At 69.9% G+C, this 18,362-nt stretch carries 18 protein-coding genes and 1 pseudogene; 5 read left to right on the top strand and 14 right to left on the bottom strand.

Going from position 1 to position 18,362, the window contains the following annotated elements:
• Nucleotides 1–171 precede the first annotated feature (171 nt).
• The 5 genes from pglZ to ACWZEH_RS30290 all read right to left on the bottom strand — a co-directional run bounded on the left by pglZ (nucleotide 172) and on the right by ACWZEH_RS30290 (nucleotide 8,235).
• Entirely contained in the window at nucleotides 172–3,099 is a 2,928-nt protein-coding gene (gene pglZ / locus ACWZEH_RS30310) for a BREX-2 system phosphatase PglZ (RefSeq protein WP_456194248.1), read from the bottom strand.
• Nucleotides 3,096–6,980, bottom strand: coding sequence for a BREX-2 system ATPase PglY (gene pglY, locus ACWZEH_RS30305; protein WP_456194247.1), 3,885 nt, complete (start codon nucleotides 6,978–6,980; stop codon nucleotides 3,096–3,098). Before pglY ends, pglZ begins: the two co-directional genes overlap by 4 nt.
• Nucleotides 6,981–7,357: 377 nt before the next feature.
• Nucleotides 7,358–7,585 carry a hypothetical protein gene (locus ACWZEH_RS30300; RefSeq protein WP_456194246.1) on the bottom strand — a complete coding sequence of 76 codons (228 nt, stop codon included), beginning with the start codon at nucleotides 7,583–7,585 and terminating at the stop codon, nucleotides 7,358–7,360.
• A gap of 52 nt (nucleotides 7,586–7,637) precedes the next feature.
• On the bottom strand, nucleotides 7,638–8,081 hold the full coding sequence (locus ACWZEH_RS30295) for an NUDIX hydrolase (protein WP_456194245.1): 444 nt from the start codon (nucleotides 8,079–8,081) through the stop codon (nucleotides 7,638–7,640).
• Between the two features lie 19 nt (nucleotides 8,082–8,100).
• On the bottom strand, nucleotides 8,101–8,235 hold the full coding sequence (locus ACWZEH_RS30290) for a hypothetical protein (RefSeq protein WP_456194244.1): 135 nt from the start codon (nucleotides 8,233–8,235) through the stop codon (nucleotides 8,101–8,103).
• Between ACWZEH_RS30290 and ACWZEH_RS30285 the strand changes: the two are divergent.
• Nucleotides 8,225–8,466, top strand: a pseudogene (locus tag ACWZEH_RS30285) (transposase); the annotation flags it as partial. The gene ACWZEH_RS30290 and the pseudogene ACWZEH_RS30285 overlap by 11 nt on opposite strands.
• 30 nt (nucleotides 8,467–8,496) lie before the next feature.
• Here ACWZEH_RS30285 and ACWZEH_RS30280 read toward each other — a convergent pair.
• Nucleotides 8,497–10,632, bottom strand: a complete 2,136-nt coding sequence (locus tag ACWZEH_RS30280; RefSeq protein WP_456194243.1) for a tetratricopeptide repeat protein — start codon at nucleotides 10,630–10,632, stop codon at nucleotides 8,497–8,499.
• Nucleotides 10,629–11,039: a hypothetical protein gene (locus tag ACWZEH_RS30275; protein WP_456194242.1), complete on the bottom strand. Its 411-nt coding sequence runs from the start codon at nucleotides 11,037–11,039 to the stop codon at nucleotides 10,629–10,631. The genes ACWZEH_RS30280 and ACWZEH_RS30275 overlap by 4 nt, the downstream gene beginning before the upstream one ends.
• A 228-nt stretch (nucleotides 11,040–11,267) precedes the next feature.
• Between ACWZEH_RS30275 and ACWZEH_RS30270 the strand changes: the two genes are divergently transcribed.
• The gene (locus tag ACWZEH_RS30270; RefSeq protein WP_351697649.1) at nucleotides 11,268–11,537 is read left to right on the top strand and encodes a hypothetical protein; all 270 of its coding nucleotides are present in this window, start codon (nucleotides 11,268–11,270) and stop codon (nucleotides 11,535–11,537) included.
• Entirely contained in the window at nucleotides 11,530–12,162 is a 633-nt protein-coding gene (locus ACWZEH_RS30265) for a DUF6879 family protein (RefSeq protein WP_456194241.1), read from the top strand. Before ACWZEH_RS30270 ends, ACWZEH_RS30265 begins: the two co-directional genes overlap by 8 nt.
• A 77-nt stretch (nucleotides 12,163–12,239) precedes the next feature.
• On the opposite strand, the gene ACWZEH_RS30260 is transcribed toward ACWZEH_RS30265, so the two are convergent.
• The 5 genes from ACWZEH_RS30260 to ACWZEH_RS30240 all read right to left on the bottom strand — a co-directional run bounded on the left by ACWZEH_RS30260 (nucleotide 12,240) and on the right by ACWZEH_RS30240 (nucleotide 15,207).
• The gene (locus ACWZEH_RS30260; RefSeq protein ID WP_456194240.1) at nucleotides 12,240–13,115 is read right to left on the bottom strand and encodes a hypothetical protein; all 876 of its coding nucleotides are present in this window, start codon (nucleotides 13,113–13,115) and stop codon (nucleotides 12,240–12,242) included.
• A 131-nt stretch (nucleotides 13,116–13,246) separates the two neighbouring features.
• The gene (locus ACWZEH_RS30255) at nucleotides 13,247–13,429 is read right to left on the bottom strand and encodes a DUF397 domain-containing protein (RefSeq protein ID WP_456194239.1); all 183 of its coding nucleotides are present in this window, start codon (nucleotides 13,427–13,429) and stop codon (nucleotides 13,247–13,249) included.
• Nucleotides 13,430–13,441: 12 nt separating this feature from the next.
• Nucleotides 13,442–14,296 (bottom strand): helix-turn-helix domain-containing protein, encoded by an 855-nt coding sequence (locus tag ACWZEH_RS30250; protein ID WP_456194238.1) that lies wholly within the window; start codon nucleotides 14,294–14,296, stop codon nucleotides 13,442–13,444.
• 7 nt (nucleotides 14,297–14,303) lie between these two features.
• Entirely contained in the window at nucleotides 14,304–14,828 is a 525-nt protein-coding gene (locus ACWZEH_RS30245; protein WP_456194237.1) for a DUF6879 family protein, read from the bottom strand.
• A complete protein-coding gene (locus ACWZEH_RS30240; protein WP_456194236.1) occupies nucleotides 14,788–15,207 on the bottom strand; it encodes a hypothetical protein in 420 nt (139 codons plus the stop codon). Before ACWZEH_RS30240 ends, ACWZEH_RS30245 begins: the two co-directional genes overlap by 41 nt.
• 197 nt (nucleotides 15,208–15,404) lie before the next feature.
• Here ACWZEH_RS30240 and ACWZEH_RS30235 point away from each other — a divergent pair, with 197 nt between their 5' ends.
• Both ACWZEH_RS30235 and ACWZEH_RS30230 read left to right on the top strand, forming a co-directional pair.
• The gene (locus ACWZEH_RS30235) at nucleotides 15,405–16,622 is read left to right on the top strand and encodes a radical SAM protein (protein ID WP_456194235.1); all 1,218 of its coding nucleotides are present in this window, start codon (nucleotides 15,405–15,407) and stop codon (nucleotides 16,620–16,622) included.
• 11 nt (nucleotides 16,623–16,633) lie between these two features.
• Nucleotides 16,634–17,179 (top strand): class IV adenylate cyclase, encoded by a 546-nt coding sequence (locus tag ACWZEH_RS30230; protein WP_456194234.1) that lies wholly within the window; start codon nucleotides 16,634–16,636, stop codon nucleotides 17,177–17,179.
• Between the two features lie 131 nt (nucleotides 17,180–17,310).
• Here ACWZEH_RS30230 and ACWZEH_RS30225 read toward each other — a convergent pair whose 3' ends face one another.
• Both ACWZEH_RS30225 and ACWZEH_RS30220 read right to left on the bottom strand, forming a co-directional pair.
• Nucleotides 17,311–17,514, bottom strand: a complete 204-nt coding sequence (locus ACWZEH_RS30225) for a DUF397 domain-containing protein (RefSeq protein WP_456194233.1) — start codon at nucleotides 17,512–17,514, stop codon at nucleotides 17,311–17,313.
• Entirely contained in the window at nucleotides 17,511–18,344 is an 834-nt protein-coding gene (locus tag ACWZEH_RS30220) for a helix-turn-helix domain-containing protein (protein WP_456194232.1), read from the bottom strand. Before ACWZEH_RS30220 ends, ACWZEH_RS30225 begins: the two co-directional genes overlap by 4 nt.
• Nucleotides 18,345–18,362: the final 18 nt, after the last annotated feature.

Here is an 18,362-nt window from a genome sequence, read left to right as displayed (position 1 = left end):
GCTCCGGGCAGCCGCAGCAGGAAGAGTCTGAAGTCCCGTCCCGGCAACCGGCCGTGGGTGAGTACCGGTGGGCCACCGGCGAGGTTTCCGCTGTGCGAGATCACCGTCTGACGAGGGACCACGCTCCGGGTGCCTCCGGGACAAGCTCCGGAGGCACCCGGAGTCGTGTCCTCAGCCCGCTCCGAGGGCGAACTGCTCGCGCAGCAGCGCCTCGTGGAGCCGCAGGGTGCGGCCGTCCGGCAGGGTCTCCAGGACCTGTACGCCGTCGTAGTTGAGGAGTTGCCGCAGGACGGCGGCGAAGCCGTCGCCCCGGGTGACGGGCATGCCGGCGCGCTGGGCGAGCGCGGTCACGGGCAGGGTGCCGCCCGCGTCCAGCAGGGCGGCGAGCGCCTTGTGGACCTGCTCCTGCTGCGGCTTGCGGGCCAGGCCGCCGAGCTGCGCCTGGTACGTCTCCGAGTCGAGCAGTGCCGTCACCAGCGTCTCGGCCCGGGAGACGACGGTCGGGGTGAGCAGGGCGTCGTCTCCCCCTGCCGTCAGCGCCACGTCGAAGAGCGCCTCGTGCATCCGGGCGACTTCCGCCTGCTCCTTCTTGGCCTTGCCCGTCGGCTTCTTGGGAGCGGGAGGCGTTGCGGTCACCGGCCGAGCCGCGTGCTCGTCCGGCAGCGGTGCCTTCCCGGTGTCCTCCGGAGCCCACCAGCCCGGCCGCTGGTCGCCCAGCTCCCGCCACCCCTTGGGCGGCTCCGCACCGAACGGCAGGAAGGCCAGCACCGGGATGGTGACCTCGGCGAGCGACACCCCTCCGTGGTAGCCGGCCTTGAGGGCGGTGTAGCGGGAGTCGGCGTCCCACAGGGCGACGACGGACGCGCCGGGCTCGGGCCAGACCACGCGTGGCCCGGACAGGGTGATCTCGCGTTCGGCGAGCGGGCCGCCGCCGGGCAGGCGGTGGCGGGCGGAGGCGGGATCGGCGGCGGTGTCGACCTTCGTGCCGTGCCGGTCGACGACGTGGCCGTGGTCGCTGGTGACGAGGACCGCCATGCCCTGGGTGGCCGCCACCCGCAGCAGGTCGCGCAGGCCGGGTACGTCGTCGATCCGCCAGGCACCGTCGCCGAGTTTCTGCTCCTTGGCGAGCCGGTCGTCGATGGCGTTGAGGACGACGGCGACATGGGTCCTGCCGTCGGCCAGCGCCTCCGTGAGCGCCGGGCCGAAGGTGCCGCCCGCGGTCTCGGTGCGCAGGTCGTCCTTGTGGAACACGGCGGCCCGGGCTCCGCCCCACAGCTTCAGTGCGGGGAAGAGCCGCTTCTCGTCGGCCTGGGTGCCCTTCATCAGCGTGCCCGCGAAGAGTGAGGTGCGGGACACGGCCGTCACGGTGGGCAGGGCGGCGGCCATCGCCCGGCGGTGCGGGGCACTGCCTTCGGGCAGCGGGTCGAACTCGGCCCAGGAGCGGCGCAGTTCCTCCCCGAGTTCGTTCGCGATGGCCGCGCTCATGCCGTCGAGCACGAGCAGCAGCACCCGCCGTTCCTCCCCGCGCCGCACGGCCGGGCCGACCACGCGGTCGAGGAAGGTCTCGACGGTGAGCATGGAGCCGGGCTGGGTGCCGGCCTGGGTCCAGGAGGCCAGGGAGCGGGCGAAGGCCGCGTCGATCTGCCGGCGCCGGTCCCGGACGCGGGTGCCGAGGACGTCGTAGGCGGCCTTGAGGACGGGGTCCGGGTCGCCGCCGGCCTCGATGTGTTCCAGGGCGAGGTCCGCCCAGCCGGTCTCGGCGATGTGCCGCTGTACGGCGTCGGCGACGGTGGGGACGTCGGCGGGCGGGTCGGTGGCCAGCCAGCGGGCGAGGCGCTGGCCCATGCGGGCGCGTTCGACACGGGCGGACTCTTCCGACTCGGCGGCGAGCCGGTGGTCCTCCAGGCGGCGGACGGCGTCCGTCACGGCGGCCGTGTCGTCCGCCGCGAGGGCCTGGCCGACGGCGGTGAACCGGGCCTCGAGTCCGCCGCGCAGGACGGGGCTCGCCGCCACGGCCTGCTCAGCGCCGAACTGGCGGGCCAGCGCGGACGCCCGGTCGAGCACGATGCCGGTGGTGCGGCGCGCCTCCCGGGCCTGGTCGGCGTCGGTGCCGCCGGTGCGGTGTCCGGCCGCCAGCAGCGTGGTCACGTGCTCCTCGGCGGCCCGCCCGAAGACGGTCACCAGGACGTCGAACTGGTCGCCGACCGCGGGGGGGTGGTCACCGAGGTAGCGTTCGGCGCGGCCTCGGGCCCGGTAGGTCTCGGGGGCGGGCTCGGCGTGCTGCCACAGGGCCGCGCACACCAGGCCGAAGGCGGCGGCGTCCGCGCCGCGTTCGGCGTCGACGAGGGCGAGCAGGGCGCGGCCGGCGAGGCCTGCCTGGTCCTCCTCGCCGAGGAAGGCGGCCAGTCCGGAGCGTTCGGGGCCGCGCAGGGCGAGGAGCCGTTCGGGGGCGCCTGGCCGGGTCGACCAGTGCAGCAGGGCCTGGGCGTCGAGCCGGTCGTCGCCGGGGCGGCGCGTGCCGTCCTCGGTGTCGTAGCGGCCCAGGCGCAGGCGGCGCTGGGCGAGCGCGGTGAGGGCGTACTGGCGGGACAGCCAGCCGCCGGGGACGGGCGGCCAGCCGCCCGTGGTGGGCGGAGTGGCGTCGAGGAGTGCCTCGGAGGCCCAGTTGACGTCCTTGAGCCGGGGGTCTATCTGCCGGGCGCCGAACGCCTCGCGGACGACGTCCCAGCTGTCGACCGTGTCGATGCGCAGCTTGTGGACGCGGGCGAGGATCGCCGGGTCGAGTTCGTGCTGCTCCCGGTCGGTGAGGACGACCAGGACCGCGGGGCCGGGACGGCGGCCCGCAAGGTGGTCGAGGACGAGTTCGTGGACGGCGAGCGGCGACGGCGCGACCGCGACGCCGGCCGTGCGGCCCTCGCCCCAGACGGGTTCGGCGGGGCCGTCCCACTGGGGCGCGGACCGCAGCAGCACGACCCGGCGCCGCCCCTGCTCCTCCCCCGTCAGGGAGGCGGCCAGATGCGTCTGGGAGGACAGGTACTGGGTGACGGTCGCGGTGTTCAGCCGGACCGCGCCCGGGACGACGGTGGCGGTGTCCGTCATTCGACGACCTGCCAGGTGATCTCGATGGTCGCGTCGGGGTGGCGGGCGGCCAATTCGGTCAGTTCTGCCTGAAGGGCGGCGGCGGCCTGGCGCACGGTCGTACTGCGGCGCCCCGACTTCTTCGCCGTGCCGCCGCTCGCAGAGGGCGTTTCCTGGGGATGGACGTACGGGATTCGCGGGTCGCAAGTATCCGTGTTCAGGGACAGGTCGTCGGCCGTGGGAGGCAGAGGCGCAACCGGTACAGGCGTCGGGGTGGCGGCGGCCTGGCTGCGCTTGATCAGGGCGACGACCTCGCGCTGGGTGCGGGCGAGCGTGTCGCGCAGGTCGGCGGTGCGCTGGTCGTCGCGGGCCACGTTGCGCAGCGAGTCGAGCAGCGCCTCGCCCTCGGGGCCGAGTCCGGCGGCGAGCTCCAGGGTGCTCCAAGGTGCGGAGGCGACGGCCTCCGCGACCGCGCGGGCTTTCTTGACGGAGGTGCCGTACCGGTCGGCGCTGGTCTCGCCCAGGTCGAAGGAGGCGAGGGCCTCCACGGTCTTCTTCGCCCCGGCCGCGCCCTTGCCGGCCTCCGCCGTGAGCGCGTCCAGCAGTTGCAGGGAGCGGCGGGCGAGAGCGAGCCGTCCGGTGTCGGCGGTCTGGTCGAGGCCGAGGAAGGAGGCGTGGGCCTCCAGCTGGTGCACCAGGTCGGCCGCGTGGTCCCGGTGGGTGCGGGCGGCCTCGATGATCTGGCGGGCGAACTGGTTGACCATCCGGCCGCGCCGCAGCGCGGGCGGCTTCGCCCCGAAGACCGTCTCGAAGCGCTGGCGTGCGGTGTCCCAGTCGGACTCGGCGGGCAGCGGCTGGCTGCGCAGCGCGTCGTGGTCCTTGATCGCGGACAGTTCGGGCGCGGGGTCGAGGACGGTGCCGCCGCGCACCCACACCCGGTCGTCCATCTCGGCGAAGGCGGCGACGACGAGCCGGGCGAGGAAGTCGGGCAGGCCGCGCGGGTCGGGCCGGTCGGTCCAGTCGGTGAGCGTGATCAGGGACAGGTCCCCGGTGACGCCCTGGGAGCGGGCGAGCTGCCGGAAGTGGTCGGGCCAGTACCGGGACAGCTCGAAGTACGCCTCCTTCTGCTGCCCGAGGCGCAGCGGTCCGGCGATGCGCTGCATGAGCTTGCGGTCGGCGGCCGGGACCTCCACCCGCCCGTCGCGCGCCTCGGCGGCGGCCCGGACGTGGGTGAACACCTTCTTGGTGTCGGCGGACCTGACGGCGGTGCCGGTGGCGTCGGGGTCGAGGTCGGGGTGGGCCGGGTACTGGTGGACGAGCAGCTTCCCCGCGACGTGCCGGACGCCGTCGCGCAGGCTCTGCCCGAAGGACAGGGTGAGCCCGTCGACGTCGGGCAGCGCGACGAGGTGGTCGTCGAAGTCGGGCACGACGTCGGCGGCCTGCTTCTGGGCGAGTCCGTACGCCTGCTTGAAGGCGCCCTTGACCTGCTTGAGCAGAGCCTCGCGCTGGGTTTCGAGGAGGCCCTTGGCGCGGCTGCGGTTGTCGGCGTTGAGGTGGCCGGCGTACTGGGTGTCGAAGCGGTGCTCGTCGGCGAGGGCCTTGTCGATGACGACGAGGCGCCGGAAGTCCTGGAAGCGCTGCGCGGACAGGTGCGCGGGCAGCCAGGCGACGGTGCGGGACCGCTCGCCCTGCTGGCGCTCGCGCAGGCGCTGGACGCGGTTGGCGTCCTCGACCGGGCCCCACTCGCCCTCGTCGAAGGGGAGGTCTATGGCGATCCGCCAGCGGCCCTCCTCCTGCGGCATCAGATCGTGGTCGGGCAGCTCGTCCTCGTCGGCGACGTTCCCGAAGACGATCTCGGCGGTGCGGGCGGTGCCGCGCCAGGTGAAGTGGAGCTGGTCGCTCAACTGGCCGTGTTCGACGCCCAGTTCCTCGGACAGCAGGCGGCGGGCGAGCGCGACGCGGTTGCCGGGGTTGTCGTTGACCTGGGCGTTGGCGATGACGGAGTCCACGTCGACGCCGGAGAGTTCGAGGCGGACGCCGGGGTTGGCGTCGGTGCCGGTCTCCTTGATCTCGGGGAACCTGGCGGCCCATTCGGCGACCTTGTTCTTGATGATGCCGACCTCGGCGCCCGGGATGGGGGCGAGGACCGACCCGTGGTTGAGCGCGCCGAGCCGCCGGATGGTCAGTTCGGACAGCGCGGGCACGCTGGGCGCGAGCGCGGACAGCAGCAGGGTGCACACGAGCCGGTTGTCGCCGGTGAACATCCGGCAGCCGTTGAGCCGCTTCGGGTCGGTGAGGGACTCGGGCCGGTTGCGGTACTGCTCGACGTCGTCCTCGGTGATGTCGTACGAGCTGAGCAGGTAGGGCCGCAGTTTGGTCTTGTAAAGCTTGTCGGCGGCCTCGAAGACGACCTTCAGGCTGTCGGTGAACGGCTTGTCGCCGCCCTTCGCGATCACCGGGTAGAGGTCGCCGACGGGGACGAGCCGGCCCAGGCGGATCTCGTCGCGGTGGTCGGCGAGGAGCTCGCCCATCAGCTTCAGACCGGTGCGGGAGCGCTGCAGCGCGGACGAGATGTGGACGAGGGTGTCCATGAACGCCGGCGAGAACGGGTACGTCAGCCGGAACGACTCCGCGTCCGCGCCGGTGGTGCCCTTCTCCGAGCCGAGCAGGGTGTCCCAGACCTGCGGGCCGACCCGCTTGGTCTGCTCGAAGGCGGCGTCGACCAGTTTGACCGCCTCGTCGTCCTTGGGCTTGAGGAGGCGGGCGTGGGCGATCTGCGGGAGGTTGCGGTCCTCCAGGGTGATCTTGTCGAACCGGCCGGAGGCCAGGTTCAGGGTGTCCTGGATGGACGACTCCGCCGCGCCGGACACCTCCTCGCCGACCAGCTCGCGCAGGTCGCGCTGGCGGGCGATGAACGACACGACGGGGATGGCGCGGCGGGCGTCACCGCCCTCCACGAAGTTCGTGATCTTGCTGGCCTCGCGCGCCACGAACTTCTGGTCGTGGATGAGGGTGGCCAGCCACAGGATCAGCTCGTCCATGAACAGGATCAGGCCGTCGTAGCCGAGCGACTGGGCGTGCTCGGCGATGACGGACAGACCGGCGTCCAGGGAGATGAAGCCGTGCTCGTCCTCGGCGGCGTTCCGGGTGAAGCCGGGGAGGAGGTTGGTGCCGGCGTCGTTGACCAGCTTGGCCCGCAGCTCGGCCGGGGCGGAGGGGTTGGTGAGGTTGAGCGGGACGCCCGCCTCGTGGTTCTCCTCGGCGGCGAGCGCGGTGTCCAGGAGCTGCGGGGTCCAGGCGAAGCCCTCGCCCCACTCGTCCTCCTCGCCGTCGTCCGCGTCGCTGGTGCCCAGGCCGCGGATGACGGCCTCGTCGCCCATGTGGGCGCGCATGGCGCGGATGTCGGCGAAGAGGGAGTCGGTCCGGTACACCTGCGGGGTCGGGGCGTCCGGGTGCAGCTTCTTGACGTGGTGCACGTACCCGCCGAGCACCCGCTGTTCCAGGGCCTTCGCGCCGAGCATGTGGTACGGCACGAGCAGGAACTTCTTGCCGTCCGTGGTCAGCCACTCGTGCTTGGTCAGCACCGGGTCGAACTCGGTGCGGGCACGGGCCGCCGGGTCGCCGCTGAGCAGCGCGTACAGCACGGCCATGAAGTGCGACTTACCGGAACCGAACGAGCCGTGCAGGTAGGCCGCCTTGGAGCGGTGCCCGTCGAGCGAGGACTTGATGAGGGCCAGCGCCTCGTCGAAGTTCTCCAGCAGCCGCTCGGTGACGACGTAGTCCTTGAGCGCGTGCCGGGCGCCCTCGGGTGTCGTCGCCTCGGCGAGGGACAGCACGAAGTCCGAGGTGGAGATGGACTCCTTGATGTCGATGACATCGCGGAGGAGGGGCGGCTGGGCCATTGCGGGTCTCGCTCTCCCTGACGGTGGTCGGTGCTGCTGCTCGTGTTCGGTGTCGCGCGGGGTCCGCCGCCGGGGCCCGGGGCCGGTCCGAGCGGTGGGGCGGGGACCAGGGGTACGGATCGCCGGTGCGGCGGACCGGCTGTCCTGGCCGGTGGCGAGGACCGAACCGGTCACGCGGTGACCGGCCGGGAACGCCGCTCACGGCGTCGGCCGGGTCAGGTGGGACGGGTTCGCGTCGTCTGCACTCTTCGTCCCCCTCGTACTGAACGTCACCCGTACGGCCTGCGCACAGCACCCTACATCGGTACCCCCATCGGCCCCGTGCCGTATGTCCTCGCGCACCGTCCGTGCGGGCCGCTCCCGTTCCGCCGTATCCGCTACCGCCGCCGTCGCCCCGACCGGTAGGCGTCCAGCAGGTGCCGGCTCGCGGCCGTGAAGGGGTGTTCGGGGCCCGGGCCGCGTTCCCGCCGCTCGACGACGTCGGTCATCCACGCGATGCCCTCAAACCGGTCCGGCGGTCTGAGTAGGGCCGTCGCTTCGGACGGGCCGCGCGCTTCGAAGGCGTCGAGGGTCAGCTGCCAGGTCGGGCCGGGCGGGTCCGTCACGGAGCGACCGCGCGTACGAGGAGCGTCCCGATGTGCCCGGGATCGACTCCTCTCAGACGGCGATGGCCTGCTGGGCCAGCAGCAGTGCCAGCGGTCCCCCTTGGAGCAGGAAGCGTCCCTCGGTGGCGGCCCGGATCGCGTCGGGCATCGGCCACCACATGAGCTTGAAGCTCTCTTCGCCGGGCGTGAGCTGCTGCGGGCCACAGGTGAGCCCTTCGGCCAGGAAAAGGTGGATGCGGGCAGTGGAGTCCAGGGTGATGGCGTACGAGCCGAGGGGCCGCCAGGTCTGGGCGATGACGCCGGCTTCCTCGCGCAGCTCACGCCGCGCACAGTCTTCCGGTGTCTCGCCCTCCTCCCGGCGCCCCCCGGGCAGGAACACGTACTCGCCGCCGTGCTGGGTGAATTCGGCGGTCAGGACGGCGACCAGGCCCCCCGTGTCCCGGGCCACGATGACGGAGGCGTCGCGCTTCGCCTTTTGTCGGGTTGTGTCAGTCATGGCCCGGGAGCGTATCCGCCTACTCCGACAGCCAGGCCGCGAACGGCACGTTCGACACGGTCAGATGAGCGATGCCACGGCCGGGGTAGCCGTCCTCGCCGAAGGCGTGGCCGTGGTCGGCGCACATGATGATCAGCCATCTGGTGAAGCTCACCCGGGAGGGTGGCCTGCTGCAGCAGCTGACCAAGCAGGTGCTGGAGTCCGCGTTGGAGGGCAAGCCCACTGATCACCCGGGGCACGAGCCCGGTGAGCGGCCGAGGGCGGTCGGGAGAATTACCAGAACGGGCACCGGCCCAAGACGGTGATCATCGAGTCGGAGCCGGTAGAGATCGCAGTGCCGCGGGACCGGGCGGGGTCGTTCGAGCCTCAGCTGGTCAGGAAGCGTGCGGCGGCTGGGCGGGGCCCGCCGTGAGCACTACGGCCGCCGTCGCCCCGACCGGTAGGCGTCCAGCAGGTGCCGGCTCGCGGCCGTGAAGGGGTGGTCGGGGCCCAGGCCGCGTTCCCGCCGCTCGACGACGTCGGTCATCAGGGCGATGGCCTCGCCCACGTGTCCGAGCGCGGCACGGGTCCGGGAGAGGAGCTGCCGGGCGGCGAGCACGAGCGGGTACTCGGGCCCCAAGCGCCGCTCGTACGTCCCGACGACCTGCCGGATCTCACGGTCGGCCTCGTCGAAGCGGCCCAGGAGGTACAGCGCCCACGCGTGGTTGTGCCGGGCACCGAGTGTCACGGTGTGGTCGGGGCCGAGGACGTGCTCGCACTCCGACGGCAGCGTGAGCAGGGTGCCGCCCTCCTCGGTGACCACGTCGGCGGCGGGCAGCATCTCCAGCAGGCCAGCGCGGGCCCGGAGGGTCAGCGGATGCGCGGGACCGAGCGCCGAGCGCCGTCCGGCGACGGTGTCGCGGAGCAGCGCGACGGACTCCTCCCGTCTGCCGAGGTTCGCCAGCACGAGCTGGAGGCCGTAGGCGCTGTCCGTGGTGTCGGGGTCGTCGGCACCGAACAGGCGCTCCTGGGTGTCCCGGACCGCACGGAGCGCTGCTTCGGCCTCGGCGTACCTGCCCAGCCGGAACAGTGCCCGCCCTGCTCTGGAGCGGGCGGCGAGGACCGTACGGTGGTCCGCGTCGAGGTGCCGCTGCGCGAGATCGGCAGCGTTGCGGGCGGTCTCCCAGGCGGAGACGTAGTCACCGGTCCGGTGCAGGGCGGTGGCCAGCCGCGTCGTGACGGCCAGGGCGTCGGCGGCGGACGATGCTCCGATGCGCCCCAGCAGGGCCAGCGCGTGAGGGACCAGCAGGCGCAGTCGGGGATCGTGCGGACCGGCGTCGGGCACGCCGGGCACGGCCGCGTCGAGCAGCCGGACGGCTGTCGTGTCGAGGACGGGCACCAGGTCCGCGGGGGTCGCCGCCGAGACACTGTCGAGCAGGATGCCGTGGCTCTGTACGCAGCGTGCGCCGGCGGCGTCGACCCGTTCCGACAGTGACTGGTCGAGGAGGGCTCTGAGGGCCGTCTCGGTGCGGGCACGCGGCAGTACGACGCCGATGTCGGCGTGGTTGAGCAGGGTCAGCGGCAGCGGCTCTGCGGCGAACCGGGCCAGGAGTCTGAGCAGGGCCGCCGCTTCGGGGAGCCCGCGCGCTTCGAACGTGTCGAGGGTCAGCTGCCAGGTCAGGCCGACCAGATGGCGGGGGTCGGCTTCGGACAGCGCGTCGGCTCCCCGGTCTATCAGCTGGACCCGTTCGTCCGAGTCGAGCTGGTCCCCGTAGGCGTCCATCGTCCAGGGGTCGATGACCTGCCGGGAGAGGAAGCCGCCCGCCAGGGTGAGGGCGAGGGGCAGCCGCCCGAGCCGGTCCGCGACCCGCGCGGCCTGCTCCGTCGTACCGCTGTTCGGGGCCAGATCGCGCAGCACGAGAGCGGCGTCCTCCCGGGGCAGGACGCCGATGTACTGCAGCTCGGCGCCCGGCCACCACCGGGCCGCCGCCCGCCGTGTGGTCACCAGGACGGTGCCGCGCGGGCTGGTGCGCAGCCAGTCGCCGTCCCGCAGGATCTCCGGCTCGTCGGTGTTGTCCAGGACCAGTAGCCAGGGTTCGGCGGAACGGTCAAGATACGTCCAGGCGAGATCGGCGGCGGGTCTGAGGCCGTTGCGCGCGGCGAGCAGTTCGCCGTCGCCTGCCCCTCGGTCGGCGGCGACGGCGAGCATGCCGGCGCGCAGGCTCGCGCGGTCGGAGGCGTTGACCCACAGGCCCACCCGGCCCTGTTCTCCGGTGACCTCCTGGAACAGGGCGCAGGCGACCGCCGTCTTGCCCGAGCCGCCCATGCCGTACAGCACGTAGACCTGGCCGCCGCGCTCCGCCTCGACGCTCGCCCGCAGGCGTTCCATCACCTCGCTGCGGTCGCGCAGCGCGACGAGGGGCCTCCCGACCGCCGGGCGTCGCACCGAGTCCGGTCCGCCGTGCTCCGGCCCGTCACCGCCGTAGTGGTGGTGCTCGCTGATGTGCTGGTCGCCCCGCGACTGGTAGACGCGTCCCTGGTCCTCGGCGTGGCCGTCCGTCCCGCCCGTCATCGCTCGGCGATGTGCTGGTCTCGTCCCGCCTGATAGACCCGGGCCTGACCCGATGCGGTGGCGTGCTGGGCGATCTGCCGGGCGACCGAGCCACCGGGGTCGAGTTGGTCCAGCAGTGCGCGCAGTTCCTCAATGGCGGCAGGCCGGGCGATCAGCAGCCGCCGCACCATCGCCTGCCACTGAAGCCGTAGTTCGTCCAGCGTCTCCTGGTCGTCCGCAGCCGCTGCGGCCAGCGCGTCCTCGCGACCGGCCTCCAACTCGGCGGCGACGGTCTCGGCGCGCTCGGGTTGCGTCCGGCGCCAGAGCTGCGTGACCCCGTCACGCACATGCTGCCAGGCATCGGTCGCCATCAACGCGACCAAGGTGGTCCCCGCGCTCTGCGCGAGCAAGGCCACTTCTGCGTCCACTGCCGCCCCTCCGTTCACCCGATTTTCCGACAGCACAGATGGAAAGTGTCACCCGTCAGGCGTTGGCGTGATCTTCAGTGCGATCAATATCATTCCACCCCTGAGCGGCAGGGAACAAGGAGGAATCAATCCTCGCCAATACCCCTGCGGAGCAGGTCTGACACGTGGTCAGACGGGCGATGTGCGCGCTACAGTGAGGCCTCCCGACCGATCGAGGGGGCGAGGGAAATGGCCAGGCCATGGGAAGCGGATCCGGATACGAGCTTCAAGCAACGTCTGGGAAAAACACCCCAGGAACTGGGAAACACCACCGGAACCCCTGACTGCCCGGACATCTGGGAACTCGCCAACGGCGACATCGCCGTCATCGGCCGGGACCTCACCCAGTCACTCGGCCGGAACCTGCCCGACGGGGTGTCGATCGGGTCGGACGAACGCCTCGTGGTCATTCCCAGGAACATGCTCATCGCGGCGAAGCCGGACATCCCCAGTGTTTGACTCCTTCGCGGGCGGCGCCTCCGAACGCCTGGACCGCCCCACGTACCACGCGGACCTCGGCCGGATCTACTCCAGCGGGATCAGCTTCCTCAACAAGCTCGAGCGCGGACAGCACTTCAAGGAGCGCGGCTTCCCGAGCTGGGAGGCCTTCGCCGGCGGCGACTGGAAGAGGGCGCTGTCCCTGGCCGACGAGAGGCGCGAGGACTACACCCGGGAAATCCGGCGGGCGTCGGAACTGGGCGTCACGCACCGTCGCCTGCGAGTGGTGGAATTCCCTGTCACGCCTTATGTGCAATGGGAGTTGTTCGTCCTGCGTGTGCGTGTGGACGTGGGCGACGCAATCAAGGTCATCGACGCTCGTGAACTTTCCAGCATTGAGCAGAATCGCCTGGTTCCAGAAGTAGTGATTCTCGGCGATGTGGTCATGTACGAGGTCGTGTACGACGAGGACGGCAATGCGGCGGGAGCCAACCGCTATGCGGACGGCTCACTGATCCGGGAGACGAACGCCGGGTTCGATGCGCTGTATGAGCGTGGTGAGGGGTTCTACGAATTCTTCGACCGGGAGATCGCTCCCCTGGCCCCGCCGCGGGGGGCCGGTACTTCAACGGGTTTTCGCGGGTAGCGGTGATCAGCGGGACGGGGTGACGAGCAAGCCCACAGGCCGACAGATCCCCGCCCCGGTGGTGGGCACTCGCGGCGTCAGGGCCTGGGTTCCTCCAGCTTGCGGGTAGGAGTGTCCGCACCGTGCAGTTCGGCGTCCACTGGGGCGAAGGTCTCGTGTTCTTCCACGACTTCGCCGTCCACGACGTCCCCCTCCGACACTCGGTGCGACGGGTCCGCCAGGGGCAGGCCGGCGAGGTGGTTCTTGAGCCTCTTGGCCATCGGAAGGTAGGTCGCGAGAGTGAGCCCGCCGGACACGACGGCCCCGATGACGGGGATGGCTTTGGAGACGCCCTTCGCGAAGGACTGCGTCGTCATCTTGACACCGAGGTACTTCGCGACCTTCTTCACCATCGGGTAGACGACCCCATGGGTGAGTGCCTTCTTGGGCAGCTCCTTGGCGACCTGCTCCGCGATCATCCCCGCGACTTTCCCCACAGCGGCGTTCGCCGACTGGGTGCCGAACATCACGCCGAAGAACAGCGTGAGCACCGCCTTGGTCGCGTCGTCGACGTCATCGCCCTCGTCGGAGAACAGCTCGGGCCAGCTGTAGAGGTAGGCGAGCTTCTGGGCGATGCGCAGCATGTGGCCGACGTACTGGGCCGTGTCGGCGGGCACCGTGGCGGGAAGGGCGAGGATGCCGGGTATCCCGGCGGCGGCCGAGAGAGCGCTGACCTTGGCGGTTTCGTAGCGGATGGATTCGTTGGCGACCTTGTCGAGGACCTCGACGGTGATGCCCGCGGCAGCGGGAGTCTCCTCTATCGCTCGTCGGATCTCGTCCTCGGAGCAGTGGCGAGCCAGCGCACTGCGGAGGTACGCCTCCCTGTGGATACGCACACCCGGAAACTTCGCCGCCGCCAGCAGCACCGTGAAGAAACGCGACTCGGGGTTCTCGACCTCTTTACCCTTTTTCATGGCAGGAACTTACAGGAGCACCGCACGCCAAAGGCCGGGGTGTCTCGGCTCCGTTGAGACCTCGTGATGTGAGTGACGGTGGTGTGAGGCCGGCTCCCTTCACGGTGTCGAGCGTCACCCGGGGAGGGTCACTACGTCCGCTTGGCATGTTGGACGAAGATCGTCCAAGTGTCCCGCAGGACGGTCACGGTTCCCCGACTGCGTGCCTTCGTGTCCCGGACCATCACCTTGTTCGGATCGCTGTCGGCCAGTTCAACGCAGTTCTGTGTCTCGGTGTAGGAGCTGGTTCGCCAGTTCGGGGTCACGGGCTGCATGGGGCCGCTCTCCTAGTCCGTAGGCATCTGGTCGAAGTGCTGCATCGCTGTGGAGATGAGGCCGCGGACGGCGGTGCCGTAGACCGCTGACTGTTTCAGGAGGGCGAACGCCTTGGTGTACAGCTCGATTTCTCGGGGCTGGGTGACGGAGAGCTCAGCCGAGTAGGTCTCGACGAGGACGAGTCGGCTGTCGAACATCGAGAACGCGTTGCCCGGCCAGATGAAGGTGGGGGCGGACTTGGGGACGATGCCCAGGCTGAGGCGGGGAAGTCTCATCACGGCCAGGAGACGGTCGAGTTGCCCCTTCATCACTTCCGAACCACCGAAGTTGGTGTACAGGGCCTGTTCGCCTAGGAGGACGTTGAAGATGCGGTCGCCCCTGTACAGGTACTGCTGGCGCTCAAGTCGCTTGGCCACGGCCGCTTCGGCGTCATCGGGAATCTCGTAGTAGCTGACGCCCTGTCGGAGGACTTCGGCAGCGTACTCAGAGGTCTGGAGGGTTCCCCAGATGAGCGTGGGGTGCCAGATGCGGAAGACCTTGGTCCTGGCGTACACCGGGATCGCCTGGCGCTGTCGTTTCTCGACACCGGTCTGGAGTTGCCTTCGCCATTCGAGCCACAGCTCGTCGACATGACGGACGATCGCGACCAGGTCACCCAACTGCTCGCCCCGGCCGGTCGTCTCGCACCAGACGCGCATGTCGTCCTCGCTGGGACGCTGCTTGCCGTTCTCGATGCGGGAGACCTTCGACTCCTGCCACGAGGTGGCACGGGCGAATGCCCGGCCGCTGGTGAATCCGGCGTCCTTACGGAAGCCACGCAGCCGGGCACCGAGCGCCTGCAGCGCCTCTTCCACCTGCTTGCTCACGGGTCGGTCAGGGCTTGTACTCGGGATGGGGAATGGCGTCTGCCCACAGCAGGTCCCGCAGGCGCACGCACTCGGCCACGGTGTCGGGGTCCTCGACGATCTCCGACCCGAGCACTCTGCCGTCCGAGTCGAAGTGTCCGACTGCGAGGAGGCGGTTGTCGTACAGCCACCAGTCGTTTCCATACACGGGAAATGTGACGCCCTCGGGCAGGTGGTGTCGGGGCAGCCAGCGGATCTTCTCGCCGGCCTCCTCGTTGAGGCCGGTGGTGGCGTGCTCCCACTGGATGTAGGGGGTGTGGGGCTCGGTGACCACGCGGACGCGTCGGACTGTCTTCCCTTCCCCGGTGACGCGCCTGATGAGTTGCGTCCACGGTTCCATGTAGGAGTAGTCGACGCGCTCGCCGCGGAGCCAGCTCGTGAAGGGGCTGTCCTCGTCGGGGACGGAGTAGTCGTCCCTCAGCTCCAGATGGAATGCGTCCTGTGCGAAGCCTTCAAAGAGCTGGTTGCGCTCGGCGCTGGAGATCAGCTCCATGCGGTTCCTCCAGTAGGGCGGTGATCGCGGGCTTGGGGACCTCGACCACGGTCTCGTAGTCCGGAATCTCCATCTGGGCCAGGGCCTCGATGTCGGTGACCTCCCGGCCCTGGACGACGAACGTACCGCCCGGCGTGAGGATCATGATCGGGTCCTCGATGTGCCTGACCTCCCCGGCCGGCAGGCCGTCCTTCACGAGGTGCTCGAACAGCTCTGTGGGGACCTCCACCGCCGTCTCCCCCTCCGGGATCTCAAGCTGCGTCAACAGGTCGTTCGCGAAGATCTTCCAGCCCTGGACAAGGTAGGTGTCCCGGTCTGTGGCGTACAGGGTCGGGCAGTCACCGACCGTGGAGTTCTTACCAAGGAACCGTAGCTTCATGGTCGTTCTCCTGTCTGCTGCCTTGCTCAGGTTTGCGCGACATGACGATGGTCTGCGGGCCGTTCCGGGCCGTCAATCGAGTTGCCGCAAACTCGCGCAATCTCCTGGGGACCTGGGTGACGACTGCTCTACGTTCGTCTCCGTACCCGAACAACCGACGCAGCCTCCGCGCGTTCCGGTACCGAGGGAGATGCGCTGTGACCATCGTGACCGACAGACGCAGGGCTCCAGCCGTCGACAACCTGCCCCTCGCCCCGCATCCGATCGCGGACAGCATCGACGCCACCCTGAGGACGGAGCCGTACATCGTGTTCAAGCACCGAGCATGGAGAAGTGTCGGCAACCAGGCTCTGGTCCGGGTCACGAAGGACCGCACACTCCGGGTCAAGGTCATCGATGCCTGCGGAATGACCTGCACCTTCTGCCACAACGAAGGCACACCCGTCAGCGGCGACAACCACGCTCGGACCGCCGGCGAATTCGGCGCTGTCGGCCGGTCGGGACGGGTCTCCCTCTACCTGGCGACCAACGGAGCGCGCTTCGTGGCAGCTCCCATGTTCCCTGATGCCGCCTTTCGCGCCGCCTTGGCGAGGCTGCGTGACGCCCTGGGCTTCGAGGAGGTTCACCTCACGGGAGGGGAACCGACCCTGCACCCCAAGCTCGCGGCGATCGTCGCCGTGGCCAGGGAGGAGGGATACGAGGTGGGCGTCACCTCCAACGGTGAGAACGGCGCCGGAGTCCTCCCCGCGTGCGCGAAGGCGGGCCTGGGCCGCGTCAACTTCTCGATCTTCGGCACCACACCCGAGGAGCTGGCGCAGGTGCAGAACGTCCGGTTCCGGACGGCTTCCCTGGCGGCGCGGAAGATCGAGGCGCTGGAGCGATCGATCCAGGTGGCGACCGACGAGGGAGTCGGCGTGAGCGCGAACGTGGTCGTCCCGGACCACAGCCACATCGAGCGCGTCCACCGGCTCCTGGACCGGTACTCTCCGCAGGTGTCGTTGAGAATCCTGTCGTCGCTGGCCGACGGGGACAAGTCACTGGACGCCATCGACGAGCTTCTCGGCGGCCTCGGCGCGGTGCCTCAGGAAGTCCACGTCATCGCTGGAAGCTCCGGATTCCGCATCTCCTACACCCTGCCCGGCGGACGCGTGATCAAGGTCAAGCACATTCGGCCCCTGCGCCTGCCCGAGACCTGCGCGAGCTGCCGCTTCAACAACACGACCGACTGCCATGAGGGTTACTACGGGGTCCGTCTCTACCGCGACCCCAGGGGGGCCTTCCACGTAGGCGTCTGCATTCAGCGTATGGACCTCTGTCTACCCATCGACGAGTTCCTGGACGGCGCCGTGTGCAGGGAGATCAGCACGATGCGCGAGCAGGAGTTCCACGCCCTGACCGCTCAGACCGTCACATGACAAGGAGAACCATGGCGCAGAACGAATACGAAGCGAAGTTCCTGGAGATCGACGTGGAGGCCACCCTCGACGCTCTGCGCACTGCCGGGGCGCAACAGGTCTTCCCCAGGACCATGTTCACGCGTCTGATCTTCGAGAACGACGCCGTGCAGGGCGAGCAGTGGCTGCGGTTGCGCGACGAGGGCGGCAGGACGACGCTCACCCTGAAGCAGGTCACCGACGCGACGCACATCCACGGGACCACCGAGATCGAGATCGAGGTCGACGACCTGGCCAGGACCGCGGAACTCCTCGCGGCGCTCGGCCTGCGGCAGGTCCGCTACCAGCAGAACTACCGCGAGGAATGGCACCTGGACGGTGTCACCTACGACTTCGACACCTGGCCGGACCTCCCCACCTTCCTGGAGATCGAAGGCTCTTCCGAGGCTGCCGTGAAGGAGGCGGTGGCGGGACTCGGCCTGGACTACGACCAGGCCCGCTTCGGCAGCATCGACCTGATCTACAAGAGCGAAGCGGGGCGTGACATCCTCGCGGAGCCCACCCTCCTCTTCGCCTGATCCGGCCGGCACCTCGGCGGTGTGCCCGCGGCAGCGGCCTGACTTCCGGCATCACCGCTCAGAGCCGGTGGGGGCTGCCACCTCCACACAGGGCCCTCGGCAAGCACTCGCCCGCCGAGGGCCCTGTCCCGTCAGAGTGCCGCGAACCCGACGAACGCGGTCCACGCCGTGGGGGCCACGGCGAGGGCGGCGCGGGTTGTGTCCTTCGAGTCGCGGACGTGGACTTTGGCGGGGCGAACGGCGACCTCAACACACTCTCCGCCATCACCCGCACTGTAACTACTCTTCAACCAGACAAGGCTGTCCAAGCCAAGCCTGGTGTTTTCCCCGCTCATCTCTCTCCCAACAGCTTCTCGATCAACGCTCGCGATTCTGCCGGAGTGTGTGCCTGTGCGCGCAGGGACCCATACGTTCGTTCAAGCTCTCGGACCTTCTGACGCTCCGTGTGGACCCGACTGTCACCTTGCACCTCCGCATAGGCGATCCTGCGCCCATCCTTCATCTCCATCAAGGTGAACGGACCAGCCAATCCCGCGTGCTCCTGGCGGGAGAGCGGCATCACTTGAACCTCTACGTTCCGCTTCCGCTCGATGAGCAGGAGTTGTTCCAGTTGTCCCCGCCACACCGCCTCACCGCCGAGCGGACGCAGGAGTACAGCCTCCTCAATCACAAAACTCAGGTGCGGGATGGGCCTCTGCTCGATGATCTCCTGTCGTGCCAGTCGGGCGGCCAACCGTTGCTCGATGACCTCTTCATCCAGTTGCGGACGCCACATGGCGAACACCGCCCGCGCGTATTCCTCGGTCTGCAAGAGCCCTGGCACAGCCTGAGTGGCGTACACGTGCAGCACAACTGCCTCGGCCTCCAGCTTGGCCGCGCCCTGGAAAAACGCCGGGTACTGGGCCCGAGCCACCGCATCTTTGCTGGTGCTCAACACACCACGTGCGTCCAGCGCTTCATCAACCTGGTCGATGAACCTCGGCGGCGGGATACGTCTCCCCTGCTCGAATGACGCGATCGTCGAGGCCGAGTACCCGGTCAGGGACCCGAGCCCCGCACGGTCCAGACCCGCCCGCTCCCGGAACAGCTTCAACTGCCGTCCGAACACGCACAGCATGCCCGTCCCGACCTCGTACTCCTCCGGCTGCTGAACCTCGTCGTCCACGCCGCAGCTCCTCTCGTA

The sequence above is a fragment of the Streptomyces yamdrokensis genome (genome assembly GCF_053890455.1).
Note: the sequence above shows the minus strand (reverse complement) of the source record. Positions and strands in the feature narration are given on the sequence as shown.

Coding starts and splice junctions, on each gene's coding strand:
- pglZ (WP_456194248.1), bottom strand. CDS start 3,099: ATGACGGACACCGCCACCGTCGTCCCGGGCGCGGTCCGGCTGAACACC.
- pglY (WP_456194247.1), bottom strand. CDS start 6,980: ATGGCCCAGCCGCCCCTCCTCCGCGATGTCATCGACATCAAGGAGTCC.
- ACWZEH_RS30295 (WP_456194245.1), bottom strand. CDS start 8,081: ATGACTGACACAACCCGACAAAAGGCGAAGCGCGACGCCTCCGTCATC.
- ACWZEH_RS30280 (WP_456194243.1), bottom strand. CDS start 10,632: ATGACGGGCGGGACGGACGGCCACGCCGAGGACCAGGGACGCGTCTAC.
- ACWZEH_RS30270 (WP_351697649.1), top strand. CDS start 11,268: ATGGCCAGGCCATGGGAAGCGGATCCGGATACGAGCTTCAAGCAACGT.
- ACWZEH_RS30260 (WP_456194240.1), bottom strand. CDS start 13,115: ATGAAAAAGGGTAAAGAGGTCGAGAACCCCGAGTCGCGTTTCTTCACG.
- ACWZEH_RS30255 (WP_456194239.1), bottom strand. CDS start 13,429: ATGCAGCCCGTGACCCCGAACTGGCGAACCAGCTCCTACACCGAGACA.
- ACWZEH_RS30245 (WP_456194237.1), bottom strand. CDS start 14,828: ATGGAGCTGATCTCCAGCGCCGAGCGCAACCAGCTCTTTGAAGGCTTC.
- ACWZEH_RS30240 (WP_456194236.1), bottom strand. CDS start 15,207: ATGAAGCTACGGTTCCTTGGTAAGAACTCCACGGTCGGTGACTGCCCG.
- ACWZEH_RS30230 (WP_456194234.1), top strand. CDS start 16,634: ATGGCGCAGAACGAATACGAAGCGAAGTTCCTGGAGATCGACGTGGAG.
- ACWZEH_RS30225 (WP_456194233.1), bottom strand. CDS start 17,514: ATGAGCGGGGAAAACACCAGGCTTGGCTTGGACAGCCTTGTCTGGTTG.